The organism is Mycobacterium asiaticum (assembly GCF_001673365.1).
GTDB classification, from domain to species: domain Bacteria; phylum Actinomycetota; class Actinomycetes; order Mycobacteriales; family Mycobacteriaceae; genus Mycobacterium; species Mycobacterium asiaticum_A.
In genome coordinates this window covers 1-18,761 of sequence record NZ_LZLS01000184.1, presented here as the reverse complement: position 1 = coordinate 18,761, position 18,761 = coordinate 1, and the positions used below count along the sequence as shown (strand labels likewise).

The 18,761-nt window shown below is 64.8% G+C and carries 18 protein-coding genes; 10 read left to right on the top strand and 8 right to left on the bottom strand.

The genetic code is table 11. The features are described from left to right. Positions 1–74: 74 nt before the first annotated feature. From A5634_RS19975 to A5634_RS19965, 3 genes are all read right to left on the bottom strand, one after another. Complete coding sequence (locus A5634_RS19975; protein WP_065145757.1) at positions 75–1,274, bottom strand: sulfotransferase family protein; 1,200 nt, start codon at positions 1,272–1,274, stop codon at positions 75–77. After that, positions 1,271–2,353: a DUF1214 domain-containing protein gene (locus A5634_RS19970; protein WP_065145756.1), complete on the bottom strand. Its 1,083-nt coding sequence runs from the start codon at positions 2,351–2,353 to the stop codon at positions 1,271–1,273. The genes A5634_RS19975 and A5634_RS19970 overlap by 4 nt, the downstream gene beginning before the upstream one ends. A gap of 64 nt (positions 2,354–2,417) precedes the next feature. Continuing rightward, positions 2,418–2,993 carry a TetR/AcrR family transcriptional regulator gene (locus A5634_RS19965; RefSeq protein WP_065145755.1) on the bottom strand — a complete coding sequence of 192 codons (576 nt, stop codon included), beginning with the start codon at positions 2,991–2,993 and terminating at the stop codon, positions 2,418–2,420. A gap of 166 nt (positions 2,994–3,159) precedes the next feature. On the opposite strand from A5634_RS19965, the gene A5634_RS19960 reads away from it, so the two are divergent. The 3 genes from A5634_RS19960 to A5634_RS19950 are packed head-to-tail and all read left to right on the top strand — an operon-like array spanning position 3,160 to position 7,020. After that, positions 3,160–5,379: an acyl-CoA dehydrogenase gene (locus A5634_RS19960; protein WP_065145754.1), complete on the top strand. Its 2,220-nt coding sequence runs from the start codon at positions 3,160–3,162 to the stop codon at positions 5,377–5,379. A gap of 9 nt (positions 5,380–5,388) precedes the next feature. Then, on the top strand, positions 5,389–6,597 hold the full coding sequence (locus A5634_RS19955; RefSeq protein WP_065145753.1) for a thiolase family protein: 1,209 nt from the start codon (positions 5,389–5,391) through the stop codon (positions 6,595–6,597). A 9-nt stretch (positions 6,598–6,606) separates the two neighbouring features. Beyond that, positions 6,607–7,020, top strand: a complete 414-nt coding sequence (locus A5634_RS19950) for a Zn-ribbon domain-containing OB-fold protein (RefSeq protein WP_065145752.1) — start codon at positions 6,607–6,609, stop codon at positions 7,018–7,020. Between the two features lie 17 nt (positions 7,021–7,037). On the opposite strand, the gene A5634_RS19945 is transcribed toward A5634_RS19950, so the two are convergent. After that, positions 7,038–8,492, bottom strand: a complete 1,455-nt coding sequence (locus tag A5634_RS19945; RefSeq protein WP_065145751.1) for an aldehyde dehydrogenase family protein — start codon at positions 8,490–8,492, stop codon at positions 7,038–7,040. Positions 8,493–8,577: 85 nt separating this feature from the next. Further along, the gene (locus tag A5634_RS19940) at positions 8,578–9,555 is read right to left on the bottom strand and encodes a LacI family DNA-binding transcriptional regulator (RefSeq protein ID WP_065145750.1); all 978 of its coding nucleotides are present in this window, start codon (positions 9,553–9,555) and stop codon (positions 8,578–8,580) included. Positions 9,556–9,767: 212 nt separating this feature from the next. On the opposite strand from A5634_RS19940, the gene A5634_RS19935 reads away from it, so the two are divergent. The 6 genes from A5634_RS19935 to A5634_RS19910 are packed head-to-tail and all read left to right on the top strand — an operon-like array spanning position 9,768 to position 16,036. Then, positions 9,768–11,117: an amidohydrolase family protein gene (locus A5634_RS19935; RefSeq protein WP_065145749.1), complete on the top strand. Its 1,350-nt coding sequence runs from the start codon at positions 9,768–9,770 to the stop codon at positions 11,115–11,117. A 2-nt stretch (positions 11,118–11,119) separates the two neighbouring features. Then, complete coding sequence (locus A5634_RS19930) at positions 11,120–13,450, top strand: CoA transferase (RefSeq protein WP_437339994.1); 2,331 nt, start codon at positions 11,120–11,122, stop codon at positions 13,448–13,450. Beyond that, positions 13,451–13,795, top strand: coding sequence for a hypothetical protein (locus A5634_RS19925; RefSeq protein ID WP_065145748.1), 345 nt, complete (start codon positions 13,451–13,453; stop codon positions 13,793–13,795). A gap of 26 nt (positions 13,796–13,821) precedes the next feature. Next, positions 13,822–14,985, top strand: coding sequence for a thiolase family protein (locus A5634_RS19920; protein WP_065145747.1), 1,164 nt, complete (start codon positions 13,822–13,824; stop codon positions 14,983–14,985). Next, complete coding sequence (locus A5634_RS19915; RefSeq protein ID WP_065145746.1) at positions 14,982–15,404, top strand: Zn-ribbon domain-containing OB-fold protein; 423 nt, start codon at positions 14,982–14,984, stop codon at positions 15,402–15,404. Before A5634_RS19920 ends, A5634_RS19915 begins: the two co-directional genes overlap by 4 nt. After that, on the top strand, positions 15,401–16,036 hold the full coding sequence (locus A5634_RS19910; RefSeq protein ID WP_065145745.1) for a PadR family transcriptional regulator: 636 nt from the start codon (positions 15,401–15,403) through the stop codon (positions 16,034–16,036). Before A5634_RS19915 ends, A5634_RS19910 begins: the two co-directional genes overlap by 4 nt. Before the next feature lie 14 nt (positions 16,037–16,050). Here A5634_RS19910 and A5634_RS19905 read toward each other — a convergent pair whose 3' ends face one another. Both A5634_RS19905 and A5634_RS19900 read right to left on the bottom strand, forming a co-directional pair. Then, on the bottom strand, positions 16,051–16,821 hold the full coding sequence (locus A5634_RS19905; RefSeq protein ID WP_065145744.1) for an SDR family NAD(P)-dependent oxidoreductase: 771 nt from the start codon (positions 16,819–16,821) through the stop codon (positions 16,051–16,053). A gap of 33 nt (positions 16,822–16,854) precedes the next feature. After that, complete coding sequence (locus A5634_RS19900; RefSeq protein WP_065145743.1) at positions 16,855–17,685, bottom strand: alpha/beta fold hydrolase; 831 nt, start codon at positions 17,683–17,685, stop codon at positions 16,855–16,857. A 65-nt stretch (positions 17,686–17,750) separates the two neighbouring features. On the opposite strand from A5634_RS19900, the gene A5634_RS19895 reads away from it, so the two are divergent. Further along, positions 17,751–18,356, top strand: coding sequence for a TetR/AcrR family transcriptional regulator (locus A5634_RS19895; RefSeq protein WP_065145742.1), 606 nt, complete (start codon positions 17,751–17,753; stop codon positions 18,354–18,356). Positions 18,357–18,361: 5 nt separating this feature from the next. Here the strand turns inward: A5634_RS19895 and A5634_RS19890 are convergent. Further along, on the bottom strand, positions 18,362–18,761 hold a 400-nt coding region (locus A5634_RS19890), incomplete at its 5' end, for a LysR family substrate-binding domain-containing protein (RefSeq protein WP_172831748.1).

The window sequence follows — 18,761 nt, the reverse complement described above, 5'->3', positions numbered from 1 at the left end:
CGGGATTCTATGTCGTTCGTCACACTTTTGGGGGCATTCTGAATTCAATTTCGGACGGGTTTATTCAGCAATCCTCATCGCAACTGCTCGGTCGGGACCGCGTAGCGCTCCTGGTAGGCACTCACCCGCTCGCGTACCTCCCCGGCGTCCAACCCGGTGTCTGACCACGTGTAGCGACCGCGTCCACCGTCACCCGGGTGGTCCGCCAGGAAATCCCGCATCTTCTGTTCGGTGTCCGGGCGTAGCTCGCGGCCCAACTTCTGGTAGATGCCGCCGATCGTGGTCCACGGGTCGGCGATGAAATCGGCGTAGTGCACGTCGATCACCCGCTCGGTGGGGACCTTGCCGCTGTCGCGCAGGGCCATCTCGCGATCCAGACCGACGACGATCTCCTCGTAGGACTGAGCGGCACACTCGGCGATCTCGGATTCGTCGCTGCCCATCCGCCGCAGGTGACGGGTCAGGGCGGCGATCGAGGAGATGACGTTGAGTGGATCGCGGTGGGTCTGCACGATCAACGCGTCGGGGTACTCACCCAATAGCGCATCGAGTTGCCACAGGTGCGCTGGGGATTTCAAAAGCCACTGACCTGAAACGCCAGACTGCAAGTGCTGCAGGAACATTCGGTGAAAGCGGTAAGCGCCGGCGTGGTCGGCCTCATGGAGCAGCCACCGATAGTAGCTGGGCAGCCGGTACTGGACCGAGAAGATCATGGAAGTGAACTCGCTGGCGGTGATGCGCACGCACTCCTGACCGACCTGGGCGCCCATTGGATGAAACTTCAAGAAGCCGGGAATGATTTGCTCGGACATCTCCAGGCTGGCCTGGGTGGCGGCGATGCGCGGATCGTTGTGGTAGGTCTCGGGCTGCGGCACCGGTAGTGGCGCATCCACCTCCCAGGTCAGCGGGGCACGCAGATCCGGATCCTGGGCGAGCAGATCGTAGAGAATCGTGGTACCCGTGCGCGGCTGCCCGACGATGAAAATCGGTGCCTCGATACCCCAGGTGGCGATCTCGGGATGTTCGTTGCGCCAAGCGATTACGTCCAGCCGGTTCTTCAGCGCGCGCATGAGATCGAGGTATGCGATTTCGACGCCTATCGGCGATAGCCTGGCCTCGTTGATAAGACCCGCGGTGACCAATTCGAGTCCGTGCCGCCAGCCACCATCGCCGGAGATGTCGTCAGAAGTCTGGCCGAAGTCGTCGTGGCCGGTTTCCTCGCAGGCCGACGCGATCAGTCGTTCCGGGGCGAATCGTTCGGATAGCGCTGTCATGGTTGTGCCGTGCACGAAGTCGACGTCCGGACCGACACGCTGACGTCGGGCGGCGTGGGGTTATCCAGCCAGCGCAGCACGATGAAGCCCCGATGCCGGCCACCGGTGTCGAGCCAATGCCCAAATCCGAAGTCCTGCGCCGAGATTGCGATGCGCACCCGCCCGTCCGGGTCGGGGTTGACGGCACGATTGGTCACCGAACTGTGTCGACGGCGGGGCTCGAGGCATTCGTGCCAGATATTCTCTAGCGTGACGTTCCAGTACCTGGTGTCGGGTGGTTCGATGTCCAGCACCAAAGCCTGGTCCGGCTCGAGCCGGAACGTGCCGAGCATGTAGAGATTGTCCGGCGTCGTGTCGGCGGCTCCCAGATCGGCCGCCTCGGCGGTCAGCAGCGTGTTGGGGGAGTCGAGCAGCTCGGGTTTGATGGTGCGGTGCAGTGTGGCGAGCTTCATCAGCGACCATGCCATCGCCGTGAATTGTTCGGACAGCGCGGCGTCGGTCAGCGGGGCCACCGGGTCGGGGTCGAGCGCTTCGATGTTCAGAGTTGCCAGCTGTTCCACGGAGCGGTCACCGATGTACTCGCGAACGACCACCGAGGAGGCGTCTTCGGGGATCTGCAGCCACTGTGCGTTGTCCGTGGGTCTCTCGGCGGACAGGATGAGCTCGAATTCCCCTGAGTTCAAGGCCAAGTCGGTGTCGCTGAGGTACCCGGCCATGCGGCGCGGCGTCAGTCCCGTTCCGGCGAGGATCTGCAGGCCGAGATAGGCGCTGGTTCCACGACTGCCGGTGATCCGGTAGCGGCGATCACCGCGGATCATCGCCAGGTAGTAGTTGCCGTCCGGGTTGGGACCGCCGACCATCCGGCTCGGCGAACACATATCGAAGAACACTGGCTGGGCGAGGTCGGCTTCGACGGCCATCTGTGAGCACAATGACGAGACACGAGCGATCACCCGCAGTCCTTCGAGCAACTCGCGTTCAGTTTCGGCGTCCTCGGTCACGATGTTGGTGACATTGGTGAGCATTTCCTGGAAAAACTGCCACGCGGGCAGCGCCTGCCGGGCGTCAGCCTGAGTCATAGCCTCACCTTTCTCGCCGAGTGTGCATCTTACGACGCAACGCGCCGATTCTGCGTCGGGTAACTCACTCTCGGCGGGCCAGGGCACCGACGATCAGCCGTGTGGTGAGTTCGGCTCGCTCACGCGAATACCCTTGTGCGTCAGAGAGAATCGGGTAGACGACGCCGCCTACCACGGCATCGGCGGCCGACTCGGCCGTCGTTTCGTCGATACCGTCGGCGATCAGACGCCGACGCACGCTGTCGTGCAGGGGCTTGCTGAATCCGGCGCGCAACCTCGTCGCGGTGTCCATGTGCTCCATGCCGGCCGCGGTCAAGGTGCGCAACATCGCCGAGCCACGCGGTGTGGTCAGGGTCGCCGCCAGTTTGCCCACCCAACCCACCAGGTCGCCGGTCAGATCGTCGGTGTGGTTCATCGTCGCGAGGATCTTGTCGGCGTCCTCGAGCACGACGTCGGCAACCAGCGCCGGACGACTGCGCCACCAGCGGTAGATGGTCTGCTTTCCCACCCCCGCCCGGGCGGCGACGGCTTCGATGGTCAACCCGTCAAACCCGCGCTCGAGCAGCAACTCACGTGTGGCGGTCACGATAGCCGTGCGCGACTTCTCGCTACGGCGACGTGGCGTGAGTTCCGTGGGCATCCTGTCCTCGGTTGGTCCTTGTCACAGGCCCCGGCTTTACAGACTTTGGGGGCGACCCGTAATCTTCGACAAGACGAGACGGTTCGTCTTGTAAGACGAAAGGATAGCAGTCTGTGCGGCCGACGCCGAGTCCACTATCCGCGCATCGCAACGCCGAGTCGGCACCGTGACCCTGGGGTTGACCGCGGAGCAACAAGAGCTCAGCGACGCCGTCGGGCAGTTCGCCGCGCGCCATGCTCCGGTCGCCGCCACGCGCGACAACCTGGCGGCACTTGCCGACGGGCAGCTCCCGCAATGGTGGGACACGCTGGTTAACAACGGCTTTCACGCTGTTCACCTACCCGAGCAGGTAGGCGGACAGGGCGGGCGGCTGATCGACGGCGCCTGCGTTCTCGAAGCCGCGGGCAAGGCACTGCTGCCCGGCCCTTTATTGCCGACGGTCGCCGCGGGTGCCGTCGCGTTGCTGGCCGATCCGACGTCAGCCGCCGAGTCGCTACTGCGCAGCTTGGCCGCGGGGACACCCGCCGCGATCGTCACCCCCGATGCCGGTGACTTCCGAGCGCATCTTGACGGTGAGGGGTGGGTCGTCTCCGGGGCCTCCGATCTCACCGCCGGAATCTGTTCGGCCCAAGTGGTCCTTCTGGCCGCACGCGGCCCGGACGACGAGGTCGTGTGGCTCACCATAGTGCCGGAAAAGGCAACGGCCACTGTGGAATCCGTCGACGGAACCGACATCGTCACCGACGTCGGACGACTACGGTTGACCGACCACGACACCGCCGAGCGGCTTACCGGGATCGACCCGCAGCGGGCCGAGTGCGTCGTGGCGAGCCTCGTCGCCAGCATGACGGCCGGCATCACCCAGTGGTGTGTCGAAGCGGTGACCGCGCATCTGCGTATCCGAGAGCAGTTCGGCAAGGTGATTGGCACGTTTCAGGCGCTGCAGCACAATGCCGCGATGCTGTTGGTGAACAGCGAACTGGCCACGGCTGCGGCCTGGGACGCGGTGCGCGCCCTCGACGAGTCCCTCGACCAGCACCGCATCGCCGCCGCCGGTGCGGCGGTGCTCGCGATCTCGCCCGCCCCCGACCTAGTGCTGGACGCGCTCACGATGTTCGGGGCCATCGGCTTCACGTGGGAACACGACGTGCACCTGTATTGGCGGCGCGCGATCAGTTTGGCCGCATCCATCGGTCCGGCGAATCGGTGGGCACGCCGTCTGGGACAGCTCACCTGCACCCAGCAGCGGGACATGTCGGTGAACCTGGGCAACGCGGATGCCGAGTTCAGGTCGTGGGTCGGCCAAACCCTCGATGCCGCAGCAGAACTGACCAACGACCAACCCGGACGTCAGGGCGACTACGACGACTTCAGGATCGGACCGCAACGAACACTGATTGCCGACGCCGGGCTGATCGCCCCACACTGGCCCCAGCCGTGGGGGCTCGATGCCGGACCACTGCGGCAGCTCATCATCGACGACGAGTTCGCCAAGCGGCCCGACATCGTCCGCCCGTCGCTCGGCATCGCCGAGTGGATCCTGCCGTCGGTACTGCGTGCCGCGCCGAACGACTTGCAGGAGAAGCTGATACCGCCAAGCCAGCGCGGCGAGATCGCATGGTGCCAGCTATTCAGCGAACCGGGTGCCGGTTCCGATCTGGCCGCGCTGAGCACCCGCGCGACGAAGGTCGATGGCGGCTGGAAAATCAACGGACACAAGATCTGGACGTCAGTGGCGCACCGGGCTGACTTCGGCGCGCTGCTGGCCCGCACGGATCCCGAAGCCAGCAAGCACCGCGGCATCGGCTATTTCATCCTCGACATGCGGTCGCCAGGGATAGAGATTCAGCCGATCAAGACGGCGACGGGTGAGGCGCACTTCAACGAGGTGTTCTTGACCGACGTCTTCATCCCCGACGACATGCTGCTCGGTGACCCAGTCGGTGGCTGGAACCTGGCGATCGCCACCATGGCCGAAGAGCGTTCGGCGATAAGCGGTTACGTCAAGTTTGATCGGGCGGCCGCGCTGCGGCGGGTGGCATCAGAAGAAGGGCCGGACCGCGAAGACGCGCTGCGTGCACTGGGCGAACTCGACGCCTACACCAACGCCATCAAGGCACTGGGTGTGCGGGAGACTATCCGGCTGCTCGACGGCCAGCCATCCGGGCCGGCGTCCAGCATCGCCAAGGTCGCGATGAATGTGTTGCTGCGGCGCACATTTGCCGCCACATTGCAGCTGACCGGACGGATGGCCATGGTCTCCGACTCCGACCCGGCCATCGTCGAGCCGTATCTGCACCTACCCGCCGAGTTGATCGGCGGGGGAACCCGAGAGATTCAACTGAACATCATCGCCCAGATGATTCTGGGTTTGCCCCGCAAATGAGGAAGCGCCATGGGATTACGCGGAGAAGCAGCGATCGTCGGATACGTCGAGCTGCCGCCCGAGCGGCTCAACAAAGCCACGCCCGCACCGTTCGTCCTTGAGCAGTGGGCAGAACTCGCCGCGGCCGCGCTTGAGGACGCGGGACTGTCGGGCGAGGTGGTCAACGGTATCGCGACGTCGCATCTGGCGGAGTCCCAGATATTCGTACCTTCGACAATCGCCGAATACCTAGGTGTGCCAGCCAAATTCGCCGAGCTGGTAGACCTTGGCGGGGCCAGTGCCGCCGCGATGGTCTGGCGTGCCGCCGCGGCAATCGAACTCGGCATCTGTGACGCGGTGCTATGTGCATTGCCGGCCCGCTACATCACGCCGTCCTCCAAGAAGAAACCCAGACCGATGGTGGACGCGATGTTCTTCGGCTCGTCGAGCAACCAGTTCGGCTCTCCGCAAGCGGAATTCGAGATCCCCTACGGCAACCTCGGCCAGAACGGTCCCTACGGCCAAGTCGCGCAGCGCTACGCCGCCGTCTACGGCTACGACGAGCGGGCGATGGCCAAGATCGTCGTCGACCAACGGGTAAACGCCAACCACACCGAGGGCGCGATCTGGAAAGACAAGCCGCTCACCGTCGATGACGTGCTGGCCAGCCCGGTCATCGCCGACCCACTGCACATGCTGGAGATCGTCATGCCGTGCGTCGGGGGTGTGGCCGTCGTCGTCGCCAACGCCGACCTTGCCCGACGGAGCCGGCATCGTCCGGTGTGGATCAAGGGATTTGGCGAACACGTGCCGTTCAAGACGCCGACCTACGCCGAGGACCTGTTGAACACACCGATGTCCGCGGCCGCCGACACGGCTTTCGGGATGACCGATCTGTCCCGCGATCAGATGGACATGGTGTCGATCTACGACTGCTACACCATCACCGTCATGTTGTCGCTGGAGGATGCGGGCTTCTGCGAGAAGGGCAAAGGACTGCAGTTCATCGCCGACCACGACTTGACCTTCCGCGGCGATTTCCCGCTGAACACCGCCGGCGGACAGCTCGGTTTCGGTCAAGCGGGACTTGCCGGCGGCATGCACCACGTATGCGATGCCACTCGCCAGATCATGGGCCGCGCGGGTGCGGCCCAGGTCGCCGACTGTAATCGCGCATTCGTATCGGGCAACGGCGGAATTTTGTCGGAGCAGACGGCACTTGTCCTGCAAGGTGATTGAGGAAGATCAATGGCTATCAGTTTCGAACGCCCGATGCCCGTCAAAACGCCGACCACCGCGCCCTTTTGGGATGCTTTGGCCCAACACCGGATCGTCGTGCAGTACTCCCCGTCGACGCAAAGCTATGTGTTCTACCCGCGGGTGCGAGCGCCACGCACCCTGGCCGACGACCTGGAGTGGCGCGAGATCTCCGGCATGGGAACGCTGTACTCCTACACCGTCGCCCACCGGCCGGTGAGTCCGCACTTTGCTGATGCCGTCCCGCAATTGCTGGCGATCGTCGAATGGGACGAGGGGCCAAGGTTTTCCACTGAGATGGTGAACGTCGAACCCGAGGCGCTAAGAGTCGGCATGCGGGTGCGGCCGGTGTTCTCCGACTACCCCGAGCACGACGTCACCATGCTGCGCTACGAACCCGCCTGAAGCTCGCGCGGGGAAAGTTACATCTGCGCCCAGACGATCTTGGTCTGCAGGTAGGTCTCCAGGCCCGCCTTGCCGGACTCGTAGCCCCAACCAGACTGCTTGTAACCACCGAACGGCATCGAGTGGTCGAACTGCATCTGGCAGTTCAGCCCCACCGTTCCGGCCTTGAGTCGCTTGGCAATCCGGTGTGCCCGGCCGAGGTCCCGCGTCCAGCAGGTGGCGGCCAGCCCGTAGGTGCTGTCGTTGGCCAGGGCCACCGCTTCGTCCTCGGTGTCGAACGGGATGACCGCGACCACGGGGCCGAAAATCTCCTCCTGGAACAGCCGACTCGTGGAGGCGACATTGGTGAGCACGGTGGGACGGATGAAGTAACCCTTGCGGTCCACCCGCTGCCCGCCCGTGACGACCTCGACGCCATCGGATCTGCCTTGGTCGAGGTAGCCCAGCACGCGAGTGAGCTGCTTCTGGCTGATCAGCGGGCCGATAAGGCTGCCTTCGTCCTTCGGACCTCCCTGCGGCAGCCCGTTGGCGACGTTCGCCAGCTGTTCCACGAACTGGTCAAAGATGCCGCGCTGCACGAAGATTCGCGACCCGCACACACACGCCTGACCGGAGTGGATGAACGTCCCGAACGCCGCCATCGGTACCGCCTTGGACAGGTCGGCGTCGTCGAAGACCACTACCGGCGACTTGCCGCCGAGTTCCAGCGTCACCTTTTTCAGGTTGCTGTCACCGGCTGCGTGCACGATGGCCCGGCCAACCTCGGTCGATCCGGTGAACGCGACCTTCTCGACGTCGGGGTGTGCGGTGATCGCCGCACCTGCGGTGTGACCGTTGCCCAACACCAGGTTCGCCACGCCTTCGGGTACCCCGGCCTCGTGCAGGATGTTGTCCAACACCAGGGCTGAGAGCGGAGTCTCCTCAGCCGGCTTGACGACGCTGCTGCAGCCCGCCGCCAGCGACGGCGCAAGCTTGGCGCAGAAATTGAAAACCGGTCCGTTCCACGGGAAGATCAAACCCACCACACCGTAGGGCTCTTTGAGCGTGTAGGCGTGCTGGTGGGAGTCGATTCCGGTGAGCCCGCCAGTGTGCACGTCGGCGGCGATGCCCTCGATCTTGGTGCACCAGCCGGCGTAGTAGCGGAAGAACTCCGACCCGACGGTCACGGTGCCCTGGGCTTGCAGCGGGGTCATTCCGGCGTTGAGCGATTCGAGTTCGGCCAGCAGTTCGGCGTTCTGGTCGATCAGCTCGCCGACTCGCCACAGGATCTTGGCTCGCTCGCTGGGCGGTTTGTCCCGCCAGACTCCGGACTCAAAAGACGCCCGCGCCCGCGCAACGGCGTCGTCGACGGCCTCTGGACCGCAGTCCTTGAACTCGGTGACCTGTTCTTCGGTGGCGGGATCGACAACCGTGATCACTTCACCGGTTCCGGGGCGTTCCCGGATCTTGTCCAAGACAGCCTGGACCGTCATAGGTACTCCTCCTTGAGCATCTGACTCGTCACCCGCGAGGTTATGCGCTTAACCAATGGATGTCTAGAGGGTCCAAAGGCTGGTCTCATGTCGATGAGCGGACGATGATGCGGGCGATGTCGGTGATGTCCGGAGACGGCGGGGGCGGGTAGCCGAGGCGCTCATAGATGGCGGCGATCGCGGCATCGGCAACGGCATGCGGGTCGAACTGCACCGTGGTTAGCGGTGGGGTGCTCACCATGCCCATGGTGCTCGCGTCCACCCCCATCACGGCGAGGTCACTTGGACAATTCAGCCCTGCCAGGTGCATGCCATACAGGACCAGGCAGGCGATTTCGTCGCTCTGCGCGCACACCGCCGTCACGCCCTCGCGTACCCACCCGGTCACCACTTCGGCCGCGTTGGCCACGGTGATTTCGGCGACGGGCACGGCCGGCAGATTGCGCGCTTGCGCCGCGCGGGAGACGCCCTCGAACCAATATTCGCCCAGTGCACGCCATTTGGCGATCCCGGTGTTGGCGAAGGCAATTCGGCGATGACCACGCGATGCCAGATGCGCGACGCGCATCTCACCCACCGCCAGATGCGGATCGCCGAGCGCGGGCAACGTCCCGATCTCGACCAGCGGAATGGCTGCCGCTGTCACCGCTTTGGCGGCGGCCTCGCTGAGTGGGAACAGGCTCGTGACCGCGACGGGGTCGAGATTGGCGATGGCATCGACGACGTGATGGTCGTCCTCGGTCTCGAAGATCTGCACCTGCAGCAAACCTAGTCGGGCCAACTCGGTCGTCATCCGACTGCCGGCTTGCATCGGCATGTCGCCGACCGCCACGTGCGGCACCACGTAGAGCACAACGCCGCTCTTGCCGCGGGCGAGATTGCGGGCGGCCAGGTTCGGCCGGTACCCCAGCAGTTTCGCCGCGCGGTTGACGGCATCCCGGGTCTGCGCGGAGATTCTGCGGCCCTCGGCATTGTTGAGGACGTAACTGACCGTCGCGGTGGAAACGTCGGCCAATCTGGCCACGTCAGCGGTGGTGGGTCGCACACTTCCAGGCCCGGCCATGCCTCATGGTGGCATGTCTGTCAATGGGTGGCGCCACAGCCGCCCCACGTCGTCAAAGGGACTATTAGTCCATTACTGCGTGCGCCCCTTGTGCGAGGCGTCATTGGCCACGACAGCGATTGGCCTGGGCAAAGACGCTTTCGCCCCCGCGTCAATGCGTTGACAGCCGAACAACAACCATTGTCTACTAGTCAACAACCAGGGAGCGGCTTATGAACAAGGACGATCTGATCCTGATCAGCGTCGACGACCACATCGCGGAACCCGCCGACATGTTCGACGCGCACGTCCCGGCGCGCTACAAGCACCTCGCCCCGCGGGTGGTGACCGAACCGGACGGCGTTCAGCAGTGGTACTACGGCGAAATCCGCGGCCGCAACATGGGGTTGAACGCGGTCGCCGGTAAACCCCGGGAGATGTACAACGTCGACGCCTCGCGCTACGACGAGATGCGGCCGGGTTGTTTCAACGTCGACGAACGGGTCCGCGATATGAACGCCGGCGGGCAGTTGGCCGGTCTGAACTTCCCGAACTTCACCGGGTTCTCCGGGCAGGTTCTCAACCAAGGTCCGGACCGCGAGGTCAACCTGGTGATGATCAAGGCGTACAACGATTGGCATGTCGACGAATGGTGCGCCGCCTACCCCGGTAGGTTCATCCCGTGCGGCATCCTGCCGCTCTACGACGTGGAAGAGGCCGCCAGAGAAGTTAAACGATTGGCGGACAAGGGATGCCATGCGGTGACGTTCTCGGAGAATCCGGAAGCGTTGCAGATGCCCAGCATTCACACCAAGTACTGGTACCCGTTGTTCGAGGCGGTCTGCGAGAACAAAACCGTGTTGTGCACCCATGTCGGCTCGGCGTCCCGGTCTCCGATGGTGTCGACGGATGCACCCGCGAGCGTGATGATGACCGCCTCTTCGATGATGAGCATGTTCACCTTCACCGAGCTCATTTGGGCCGAATTCTGGTCTGATTTCCCGGATTTGAAGTTCTCACTGACCGAGGGCGACATCGGCTGGATGCCGTACTTTCTCTGGCGTGCCGAGCACGTCTACCGCCGGCACTCGGGCTGGACGCTGGCCACGTTCCCGGCGGGCTACGCCGGGCCGATAGATGTGTTCAAACGGCACTTCTATACCTGCTTCATCAGCGACAAAGTCGGAGTCCGGAACATGGACTGGTTCGACGAGAACATGGTCTGCTGGGAGTCCGACTTCCCGCACTCCGACAGCAACTGGCCGTTCGCCCCAGAGGATGTCATCGAGACGATGGGCCATCTCGACGATGCGGTGATCGACAAGATCACCCACCAAAACGCCATGGCGGCATACTCGTTCGACCCATTCCGGCACATTTCGAAGGACCAGGCGCGCGCCGGTCACCTGCGTACCCAGGCCACGGACGTCGATGTCGTGACCCATGTCGGCCGCCAGGCAAGTCAGCGTGACCGTGATGCCTGGACGCGGATGACCACGTTCGCGCTGCAAGCTCAGGCCGCCACACCGGTCACCGCGGAAGCCGCCGGGATCGCCGGACGCGCCACCAGCATGGGCAACTGAACGTGGGGATCCAGCCACCGTTCGCCGGCTGGCGCGTGCTGGAGTTCTCCAATGGCATCGCGGCGGCCTACGGCGGGAAAATGTTCGCCGACGCCGGTGCCGAAGTGGTCAAAATTGAATCCGCACAAGGAGACTCGCTACGCCGCTGGTCGGCCGGGGACGGTCCGCCCGGCGCACTGTTCGGATATTTGGCCGCGGGCAAAAGGTCGGTTATCGCCGAGGATCAGGACCAGGTGGCCGCGCTGCTCGCCGGCACCGACGTGATATTCACCGACCTGACTGACGGCTGGGCACTGGAGGACATCACGACCCGTACCAATCCGCGGGCTGTTGTCGTCGCCGTGACGCCTTTCGGCACCACGGGCCCTTACGTCGACGAACAAGTCGCAGCCAACGAGTTCATCCTGCAAGCCCTGTCCGGTTCCATCGCCAGCCGTGGCTGGCCGGGTGACGAACCAGTACAGGCGGGCGGCCGACTCGGGGAATGGTTGGCTGGCACCTTCGCCGCCGCGGTCGCCGCGGCCGCCACCCGGCACGCGATCCGGGGCGGGAGCGGCGAAATCATCGACCTGTCCATCTATGAGGCGATGGCCATCGCAATGGGCGGGCTGCCCGCCATGTCCGCCAGCGTGATGGGCGTGGACTCGTTGCTGAATTCCCGCAGCTTGGAACTGCCGTCCATTGTGCCCACCGCCGACGGCATGGTCGGGTTCTGCACGATCACCGCGCAGCAGTTCCAGGACTTTCTGGTGCTCATCGACCGTGCCGACCTGATCGGCGACCCGGAACTGGCGGCGGTGGACGGCCGCATCGCACGGCGCGACGAGTTCCTCGCGACGGTCACCGGATGGACGCAAACCCGCACGACCCAAGAGATCGTCGATCTAGCGGTAGCCTTTCGAATTCCGGTGGCTCCCATCGCAACACCGGCCACCTTGACTACCGTCGACCACTTCGCGCAGCGCGGCGTCTTCGTCGAATCCGAATCGGGCGTGCTGCAACCCCGGGTGCCCTACCGCGGCAATGCAATCCACACCAGAGCGCCCGGGCGTCCGCCGCAGCTGGGCGCAGACACCGGCAACGTGCACTGGACGCCGCCCGCGTACCGGCCGGACCCGGCCCGCGCAAACGATTTCCCGTTGTCCGACATACGCGTAGCCGATCTGACCGCGTTCTGGGCCGGACCTTTCGCAACCCAGTTCCTGGGTGCGCTCGGTGCGGATGTGATCAAGGTCGAGGGGGTGCGCCGGCCCGACGGTATGCGATTCTCCGCGGGCCGACCGCCAAGCTGGGACCAGTGGTGGGAATGGGGACCAGTTTTCCTGTGTAGCAACAACAATAAGCGTGCCGTCAGTATAGAACTCGGTACCGACACCGGCCGTGCGGTGGTGCTGGACCTGATCGCCGCAAGCGATCTCGTCATCGAGAACTTTTCGCCACGGGTGATGGAGAATTTCGGGTTGCAGTGGGAAGCAGTACATACCGCCAACCCACGAGCGGTCATGGTTCGGATGCCTGCCTTCGGCCTGGACGGCCCGTGGCGGGACCGGGTGGGCTTCGCCCAGACCATGGAACAGGCGACGGGGATGGCGTGGATGACCGGGCACGCGGACGGACCGCCAGTGATACCCCGGGGTGTGTGCGATCCGATCGCCGGGCTGCATGCCGTCGTCGCCGCCGTGGCGGCTCTGGTGGTCCGCGACCGGGACCAGACCGGCGTGCATGTCGAATCGACGATGGTGGAGTCCGCGTTGAATGTCGCCGCCGAAATGCTGGTGGAGCATTCACGTAACGGAATTTCATTGCACCGCAGTGGTAATCGCGGTCCCGGTGCCAGCCCGCAGGGGATCTACGGTTGTCGAGACAACCAGGAGTCCAGCGAGGCGTGGGTCGCGCTCGCCGCGACGACCGATGCCGGACGATGTGCGCTGGCCGAACTCGTGGGTGGGTCTGCGCAGCAGTCCGACGACGAACTCGACAAACTGATCACGGATTGGGCGTCTGTTCGTACGGTGACCGAGGCGGTCGACGCGTTGCGCTCCTGCGGAGTCGCCGCCGCACCGGTCAAGGGCCCGGTCGAGCTACTCACCGATCCGCAGTTGCTGGCCCGCGGGTTCTGGGAACGAGTTGAGCATCCGGTCGCCGGCTCGTTCCGGTGCACCGGCATGCCTTTTGCGTTCCTCGGCAAGCCGCGGCAATGGATATCGAGGGTGGCCCCGCTGTATGGCCAGCACACCGACGAGGTGCTGACGCAGGTAATCGGTTACAGCCGAGACGATCTCGCCCGCCTCGCTGGGGCAGGGATCACTGCGGCGCGACCGGCGGGTCTGTGAATGGGGCCGACTGCTGGGGTCACGCTCTGTGTACCGCCACGACCGGGAGAATTGTGCCAGCCGGTGCGCTTCCTCCTCCGGGGAGACTCGACGGTGATGGAATTGACCGCGCGCCACCGCATTACCAGTGTCGAGTGGGATGAGCGCGAGCATGCACTGGTCATGGTCGTCGAGATCACCGACCCGCAAACCGCACGGCCCGTCGACGTTCGGATCGACATCGTCGGTAGCGGCGGTGTTGCACCCAACGACACCCGGTCCCGGACGATCGGTCAGATAGTCCGCGGTGGAGCGCAATTCGACGTGATCGGCAGCTATCTCGGTGTCGTGGCGGACGAAAACTAAGCGGCGACTACAGGAACGGAGCCAGTGTGGGTAAGCGCACCGCAGCCATCGTCGGGGTGTACAACACCGCGCAGGGCCGCCGACTCGACGGCGAGACGTCACGCAGCCTGGCCGTTGCGGCGATCCGTGGGGCGCTCGATGACGCCGGCCTGCTTCTCGACGACGTGGACGGGATCAGCGCGGGCCCGATGTCGACTTCGCTGATCTACGACCTGCGCCTCGGACCGGCCTGGCAGGGGCTGGGCTTCGGCGTCGGCATGGTGACCGAGGCGGTTGGCGCGATCGAACACGGCATGGCCGACGTGGTCGTGCTGGTAGCTGCGCAAGCGGGTGAGTATCGCGACCACGAAGCCACCGCGCCCTGGACGCGGCCGGAGAACGAATTCGTCGCGCCGTGGGGTATGTTCACCGCCGCCGAGTTCGCGCTCATCGCGCGCCGACACATGCACGTCTACGGCACGACACGCGAACAACTGTCCATGGTCGCGGCGACCATTCGCAACAACGGCTCGAACAACCCCGAAGCCGTTTATTACCAACGCGGCCCGTTCACCACGAGCGACATCACTGCCTCCCGTCCCATCGCCGACCCGTTTCATCTGCTGGACTGCGCCACAACTTCCGAAGGCGGCTGTGCTCTAGTGGTGGCCAATCTAGACCGGGTTGCCGACCGGCTTGATTCCGCCGCGCAGCCCGTCTACGTGTTGGGCAGCGGCGCGGACTTCCACGGCCCGTCGTATCAGCATCCGCCCGCCTGGGACCTGGAAGGTCGCGGCAACCATGTGAACGGGGTGGTGGGTCGGCGGGCCGCCGAGCGTGCCTTCGCGCATGCGGGTGTGCGCCGCGAGGAGGTGGACGTATTGGAACTCTACGATCCGTTCTCGTTCGAGATCATTCGCCAACTCGAGGCGTTCGGCTTTTGCGGAGAAGGCGAAGGCGGACCCTTTGTCGCCGATGGACACATCGCCATCGACGGCAGTCATCCCATCACCACGGACGGAGGAACCATGTCGTTCAGCCATGCGGGTTCGAATCCGCAAATGATGCAGCGTGCCGTTCGCGCGGTTCAGCAGTTGCGGGGTACGGCAGGTGCCCTGCAGGTACCGGATGCCCATATTGCGTTGTGCAGCAACGGGGGAGCGGGAGCGTTGTTCACCACCGTGCTGCTACTCGGGGATGAACCGCGATGACCGACAACCTGTTGCGGGCGCAGAGCGGAACAGTACCGCATGCGAGTAGCACAGTCAGCGCCCCGTTTTGGGAGGGTTGCCGCGCCGGGGAGTTGCGGTATCAGCGCTGCGGCGATTGCGGTTCGGCCAACTTCCCGCCGTCGGAGCATTGCCGCCAATGTCTGTCAGCAGACCTTGCCTGGACGGTCAGCCACGGTGTTGGTGAAATCTACAGCTGGACAGTGGTTTACCGCCCTGTGACGACATCGTTCGCGCCTCCCTACGCACCGGCCATCGTCAGCCTGGATGAGGGCTATCAGATGTTGACCAACATCATCGGCGTAACTCCCGACGAACTGGCCGTCGGGATGCGTGTGCACGTCGAATTCCAAACCGTACAGCCAGACTTGGCCTTGCCCTATTTCACCAGGTCACCATGAGTCCCGGCCGCACCACGAACGGCTTGCCGGTGACGGCCTATCTCGTGCTGGGTGTACTGGCCGCCAACGACGAGCAACTCACCGCCGGTGAGATCAAGCTGCGTGCCGAACTTTCGGTGGGCCACTTCTATTGGTCGCCGTCGGTCAGTCACGTTCGCCGCGAATTGAACAGGTTGCTGCAGCGCGGGATGGTCAACGAGGTCGAGGCGCAGTCCGGCAAGCGGTCCATCACGTTGTACGAGACCACCGACGCCGGTTTGGCGGCGCTGCGGGACTGGGTGCAGCACTTCCCCGGCCAGGACCAGGTTGTCATCAAACATCCTGTCATCCTGCGGACCTGGCTGGCTCGCGGCGAAGACCCGGAACGGGTCGTCGACACATTGGAGCGGCATCTCGAGGCCACCCGGGCCAGGTTGGACGAGGCATTGTGGTCGCGTCAGCGATCTCGCGAGGTGGGGTTGCTCGACGATCCCGAGCAGCGGTACGCGTTTGCCGTGCTTGACTATTCGATACGCGGGTTGTACGCGGAGATCTCCAACATCCAGCAGCTCCGCGACGAGATCGCCAGTGGCACAGCACGGGATCCGGCCAAGCGAGTGCGCCGCTCCAAGGGGCAGATCCGCCGCCGCTGAGTGGCTCGCGCGAGCTACGCGCCCAGCATGATCAGGCCGCCGTCGACCGCCAGCAGTTGCCCGGTGATGAAGCCGGAACCGGGTCCGGCCAGGAATACCAGCACCGGTCCCAGATCGCGCGCCGGATCACCCAACGCGCCGCCGAGCGGAATCCGGGTCTTGAGTTGCTCGTCGATCAGGGGCGCGACCTGGGGGCCGAGGAACTCGCGCAACCGGTCGGCACCCGGCGTCTGCACGGCGGGTGCCAAGGCGTTGACGGTGACCTTGTCGGCAGCCCAGGCCTGCGCCGCGGACCGCGTCCACGCCTGCACCGCGCCTTTGGTCGCCGCGTACACGGCCGAAATCGGGCTGCCCATCACGGCTTCGGACGATCCGAAGTTGATGATCCGGCCGCCCTTGGGATCCTGGTCTTTCATCACTGCATAGGCGGCCTGGTTCGTGAGAATCGTTGCCTTGACGTTGGTATCCAACAGGAACGAGATATCCGCGGGGTCGATGTAGCCGGGAATACCGGCCTGCCACAATCCCGCGGCGTTCACCAGGACGTCCAGCCCGCCGAGGCTTCCGGCAACCTGCTGCACCGCCGAGGACACGGCATCGGCGTCGCGGACATCGCATTGAAACCAGTTGGCTGCGAGGTCATCTGGTGGTGGCGTCCGGTGGTAGGTGGCTGCGACCTGTGCCCCCGCTTCGGTGAGTGCGGTGACCGCCGCCGCTCCGATCCCCGTCGCCGCACCCGTCACCAGAACCCGCCGGCCGGCCAGCGGTGCCGTATCTTCTGACATGGCGGCAACGCTAGCTGGGCGGCGAGACGGACCTCAGGCGGGCACCGCGACGGTGGACAGCAACTCGGCGAGCCGGTCGGGTCGATCCACCATCGAGAAGGTACGCGCGCCCTCGATGATCTCGAGGCGGGCATTCGGGATGAGCGCGGCAAGCCGGCGGCCGTCCTCGACTTCGAAGAAGGCATCGTCGCCCGACCACGCGATCAACGTGGGCTTGTCGAACTCGGGTAACCGGGCCGCCACTGCGGTGGTGACTTCGGTGCGCAGCGACAGCGAGAGCTGCCGCAGGTCCTCGGCGATCGCCGGATCGGACAGAACCGGACGTACCCAGCCCTGGGTCAGGTCGTCAATGTCGTTGTGCGCTAAGCCGTCATAGGCGCGCCGCCGCGCAGCCGGCGCCCGCATCGTCTGAATCGCCCCACGGAAGATCGACTTCGACTTGGCGGCGAGGATCACCGGTTTCAGGATCGGCGGCGGAAAGTGTTCGAACGCATCGCAACTCGTCAACACCAGTGCACCCAGACGCTGTCGATGATGGACCGCGACGAGTTGTGTCACCACGCCTCCGGTGTCGTTGCCGACCAGCACCACGTCTTCGAGGTCGAGTGCGTCAAGCACATCGGCGACGATGCGTGCGACACCGGTGATGGTCCGATCGGCGCCGGGCCGCAGGGGTTGCGGGTGGGCACCGAGCGGCCAGGTCGGGGCGATGCAGCGCAGACCCTGATCGGCGAGTCTCATGCTGACCTGGTGCCACAGCTCGCCGCCCATCAGGTACCCGTGCACAAAAACGACTGGCCTGCCGTCTTCGGGTCCGGTTGCTTCGTAGTGGATCGTTCCAGCATTAATGTCGATCGTTGGCATGAAGGACTCCTACTAAAGATAGATTTACAAACAGGCTGTCTGTTCGTAAATTACCAACAGGTTGTATGGAAATCAAGAGACGCACCCAGGAAGAGCGCTCCGCTGCAACTCGCGAAGCGCTGATAGCGGCTGCCCGCGGGTTGTGGGGTCGGCGCGGTTACGCCGAGGTGGGGACTCCCGAGATTGCCAAAGAGGCCGGGGTCACCCGCGGTGCGATGTACCACCAATTCACCGACAAGGCAGCACTATTCCGCGACGTCGTCGAAGCGGTCGAGCGCGATGTGATGGCCCGGATGGCGAGCTTGGTCGCCTCGTCAGGAGAGACGACGCCGGCCGGCCTGATTCGCGCCGCGGTCGACGCATGGCTCGAGGTGTCCAGCGACCCGGAGGTCCGCCAATTGGTTCTGCTGGACGCGCCCGCGGTACTGGGTTGGGCCGGCTTCCGTGACGTCGCGCAGCGCTACAGCTTGGGCATGACCGAACAGTTGATCACCGAGGCCATCGAGGTGGGGCAGTTGCCCGAATTGCCGGTGCGACCGCTGGCCACGGTTCTGATCGGTGCGCTGGACGAGGCGGCCATGGCCATCGCCACCGCCGACGACCAGGAGCGTGCCCACCGCGAGATCCGGCAGGTGCTGCGTCGACTCGTCGACGGAATGCTCGACGGCTGAACGCTTTACCCCAATTGCGAGTAATGCTGCCGCAAGTCGATGAGGTACTGCGGAGATGCTTGCTTGGCGACCTCGAGGAAGCTGCGCACGGTGGGTGACTGGTTGGCGGTGCGCCAGGCCAGTGCGAGGGGTCGGCTGGGCAGCGGGCCCCGTAACGGGATGAACCGCACACCTTTTCGGTTGAGGTTTATGAATGATGTTGGCAGCAGCGCAGTTCCGGCGCCGGCGGCCACCAGTGCCAGGATCGTTTGGACGCGTGGCACTTCGTCGACGATGGGCGGATCGATCTCATGCATCCGAAACAGTTCGACGACATCGGCGTAGGTGGTGGTGGCCGCCGCCCGGGTCCACAAAATCATCGGTTGATGGGCCAACTCCGCCGGATCGATGCGTTGCCGCTCGGAC

Coding starts and splice junctions, on each gene's coding strand:
- A5634_RS19975 (WP_065145757.1), bottom strand. CDS start 1,274: ATGACAGCGCTATCCGAACGATTCGCCCCGGAACGACTGATCGCGTCG.
- A5634_RS19915 (WP_065145746.1), top strand. CDS start 14,982: ATGACCGACAACCTGTTGCGGGCGCAGAGCGGAACAGTACCGCATGCG.
- A5634_RS19945 (WP_065145751.1), bottom strand. CDS start 8,492: ATGACGGTCCAGGCTGTCTTGGACAAGATCCGGGAACGCCCCGGAACC.
- A5634_RS19970 (WP_065145756.1), bottom strand. CDS start 2,353: ATGACTCAGGCTGACGCCCGGCAGGCGCTGCCCGCGTGGCAGTTTTTC.
- A5634_RS19895 (WP_065145742.1), top strand. CDS start 17,751: ATGGAAATCAAGAGACGCACCCAGGAAGAGCGCTCCGCTGCAACTCGC.
- A5634_RS19905 (WP_065145744.1), bottom strand. CDS start 16,821: ATGTCAGAAGATACGGCACCGCTGGCCGGCCGGCGGGTTCTGGTGACG.
- A5634_RS19900 (WP_065145743.1), bottom strand. CDS start 17,685: ATGCCAACGATCGACATTAATGCTGGAACGATCCACTACGAAGCAACC.
- A5634_RS19925 (WP_065145748.1), top strand. CDS start 13,451: ATGGGGCCGACTGCTGGGGTCACGCTCTGTGTACCGCCACGACCGGGA.
- A5634_RS19940 (WP_065145750.1), bottom strand. CDS start 9,555: ATGGCCGGGCCTGGAAGTGTGCGACCCACCACCGCTGACGTGGCCAGA.
- A5634_RS19910 (WP_065145745.1), top strand. CDS start 15,401: ATGAGTCCCGGCCGCACCACGAACGGCTTGCCGGTGACGGCCTATCTC.
- A5634_RS19950 (WP_065145752.1), top strand. CDS start 6,607: ATGGCTATCAGTTTCGAACGCCCGATGCCCGTCAAAACGCCGACCACC.
- A5634_RS19935 (WP_065145749.1), top strand. CDS start 9,768: ATGAACAAGGACGATCTGATCCTGATCAGCGTCGACGACCACATCGCG.
- A5634_RS19965 (WP_065145755.1), bottom strand. CDS start 2,993: ATGCCCACGGAACTCACGCCACGTCGCCGTAGCGAGAAGTCGCGCACG.
- A5634_RS19955 (WP_065145753.1), top strand. CDS start 5,389: ATGGGATTACGCGGAGAAGCAGCGATCGTCGGATACGTCGAGCTGCCG.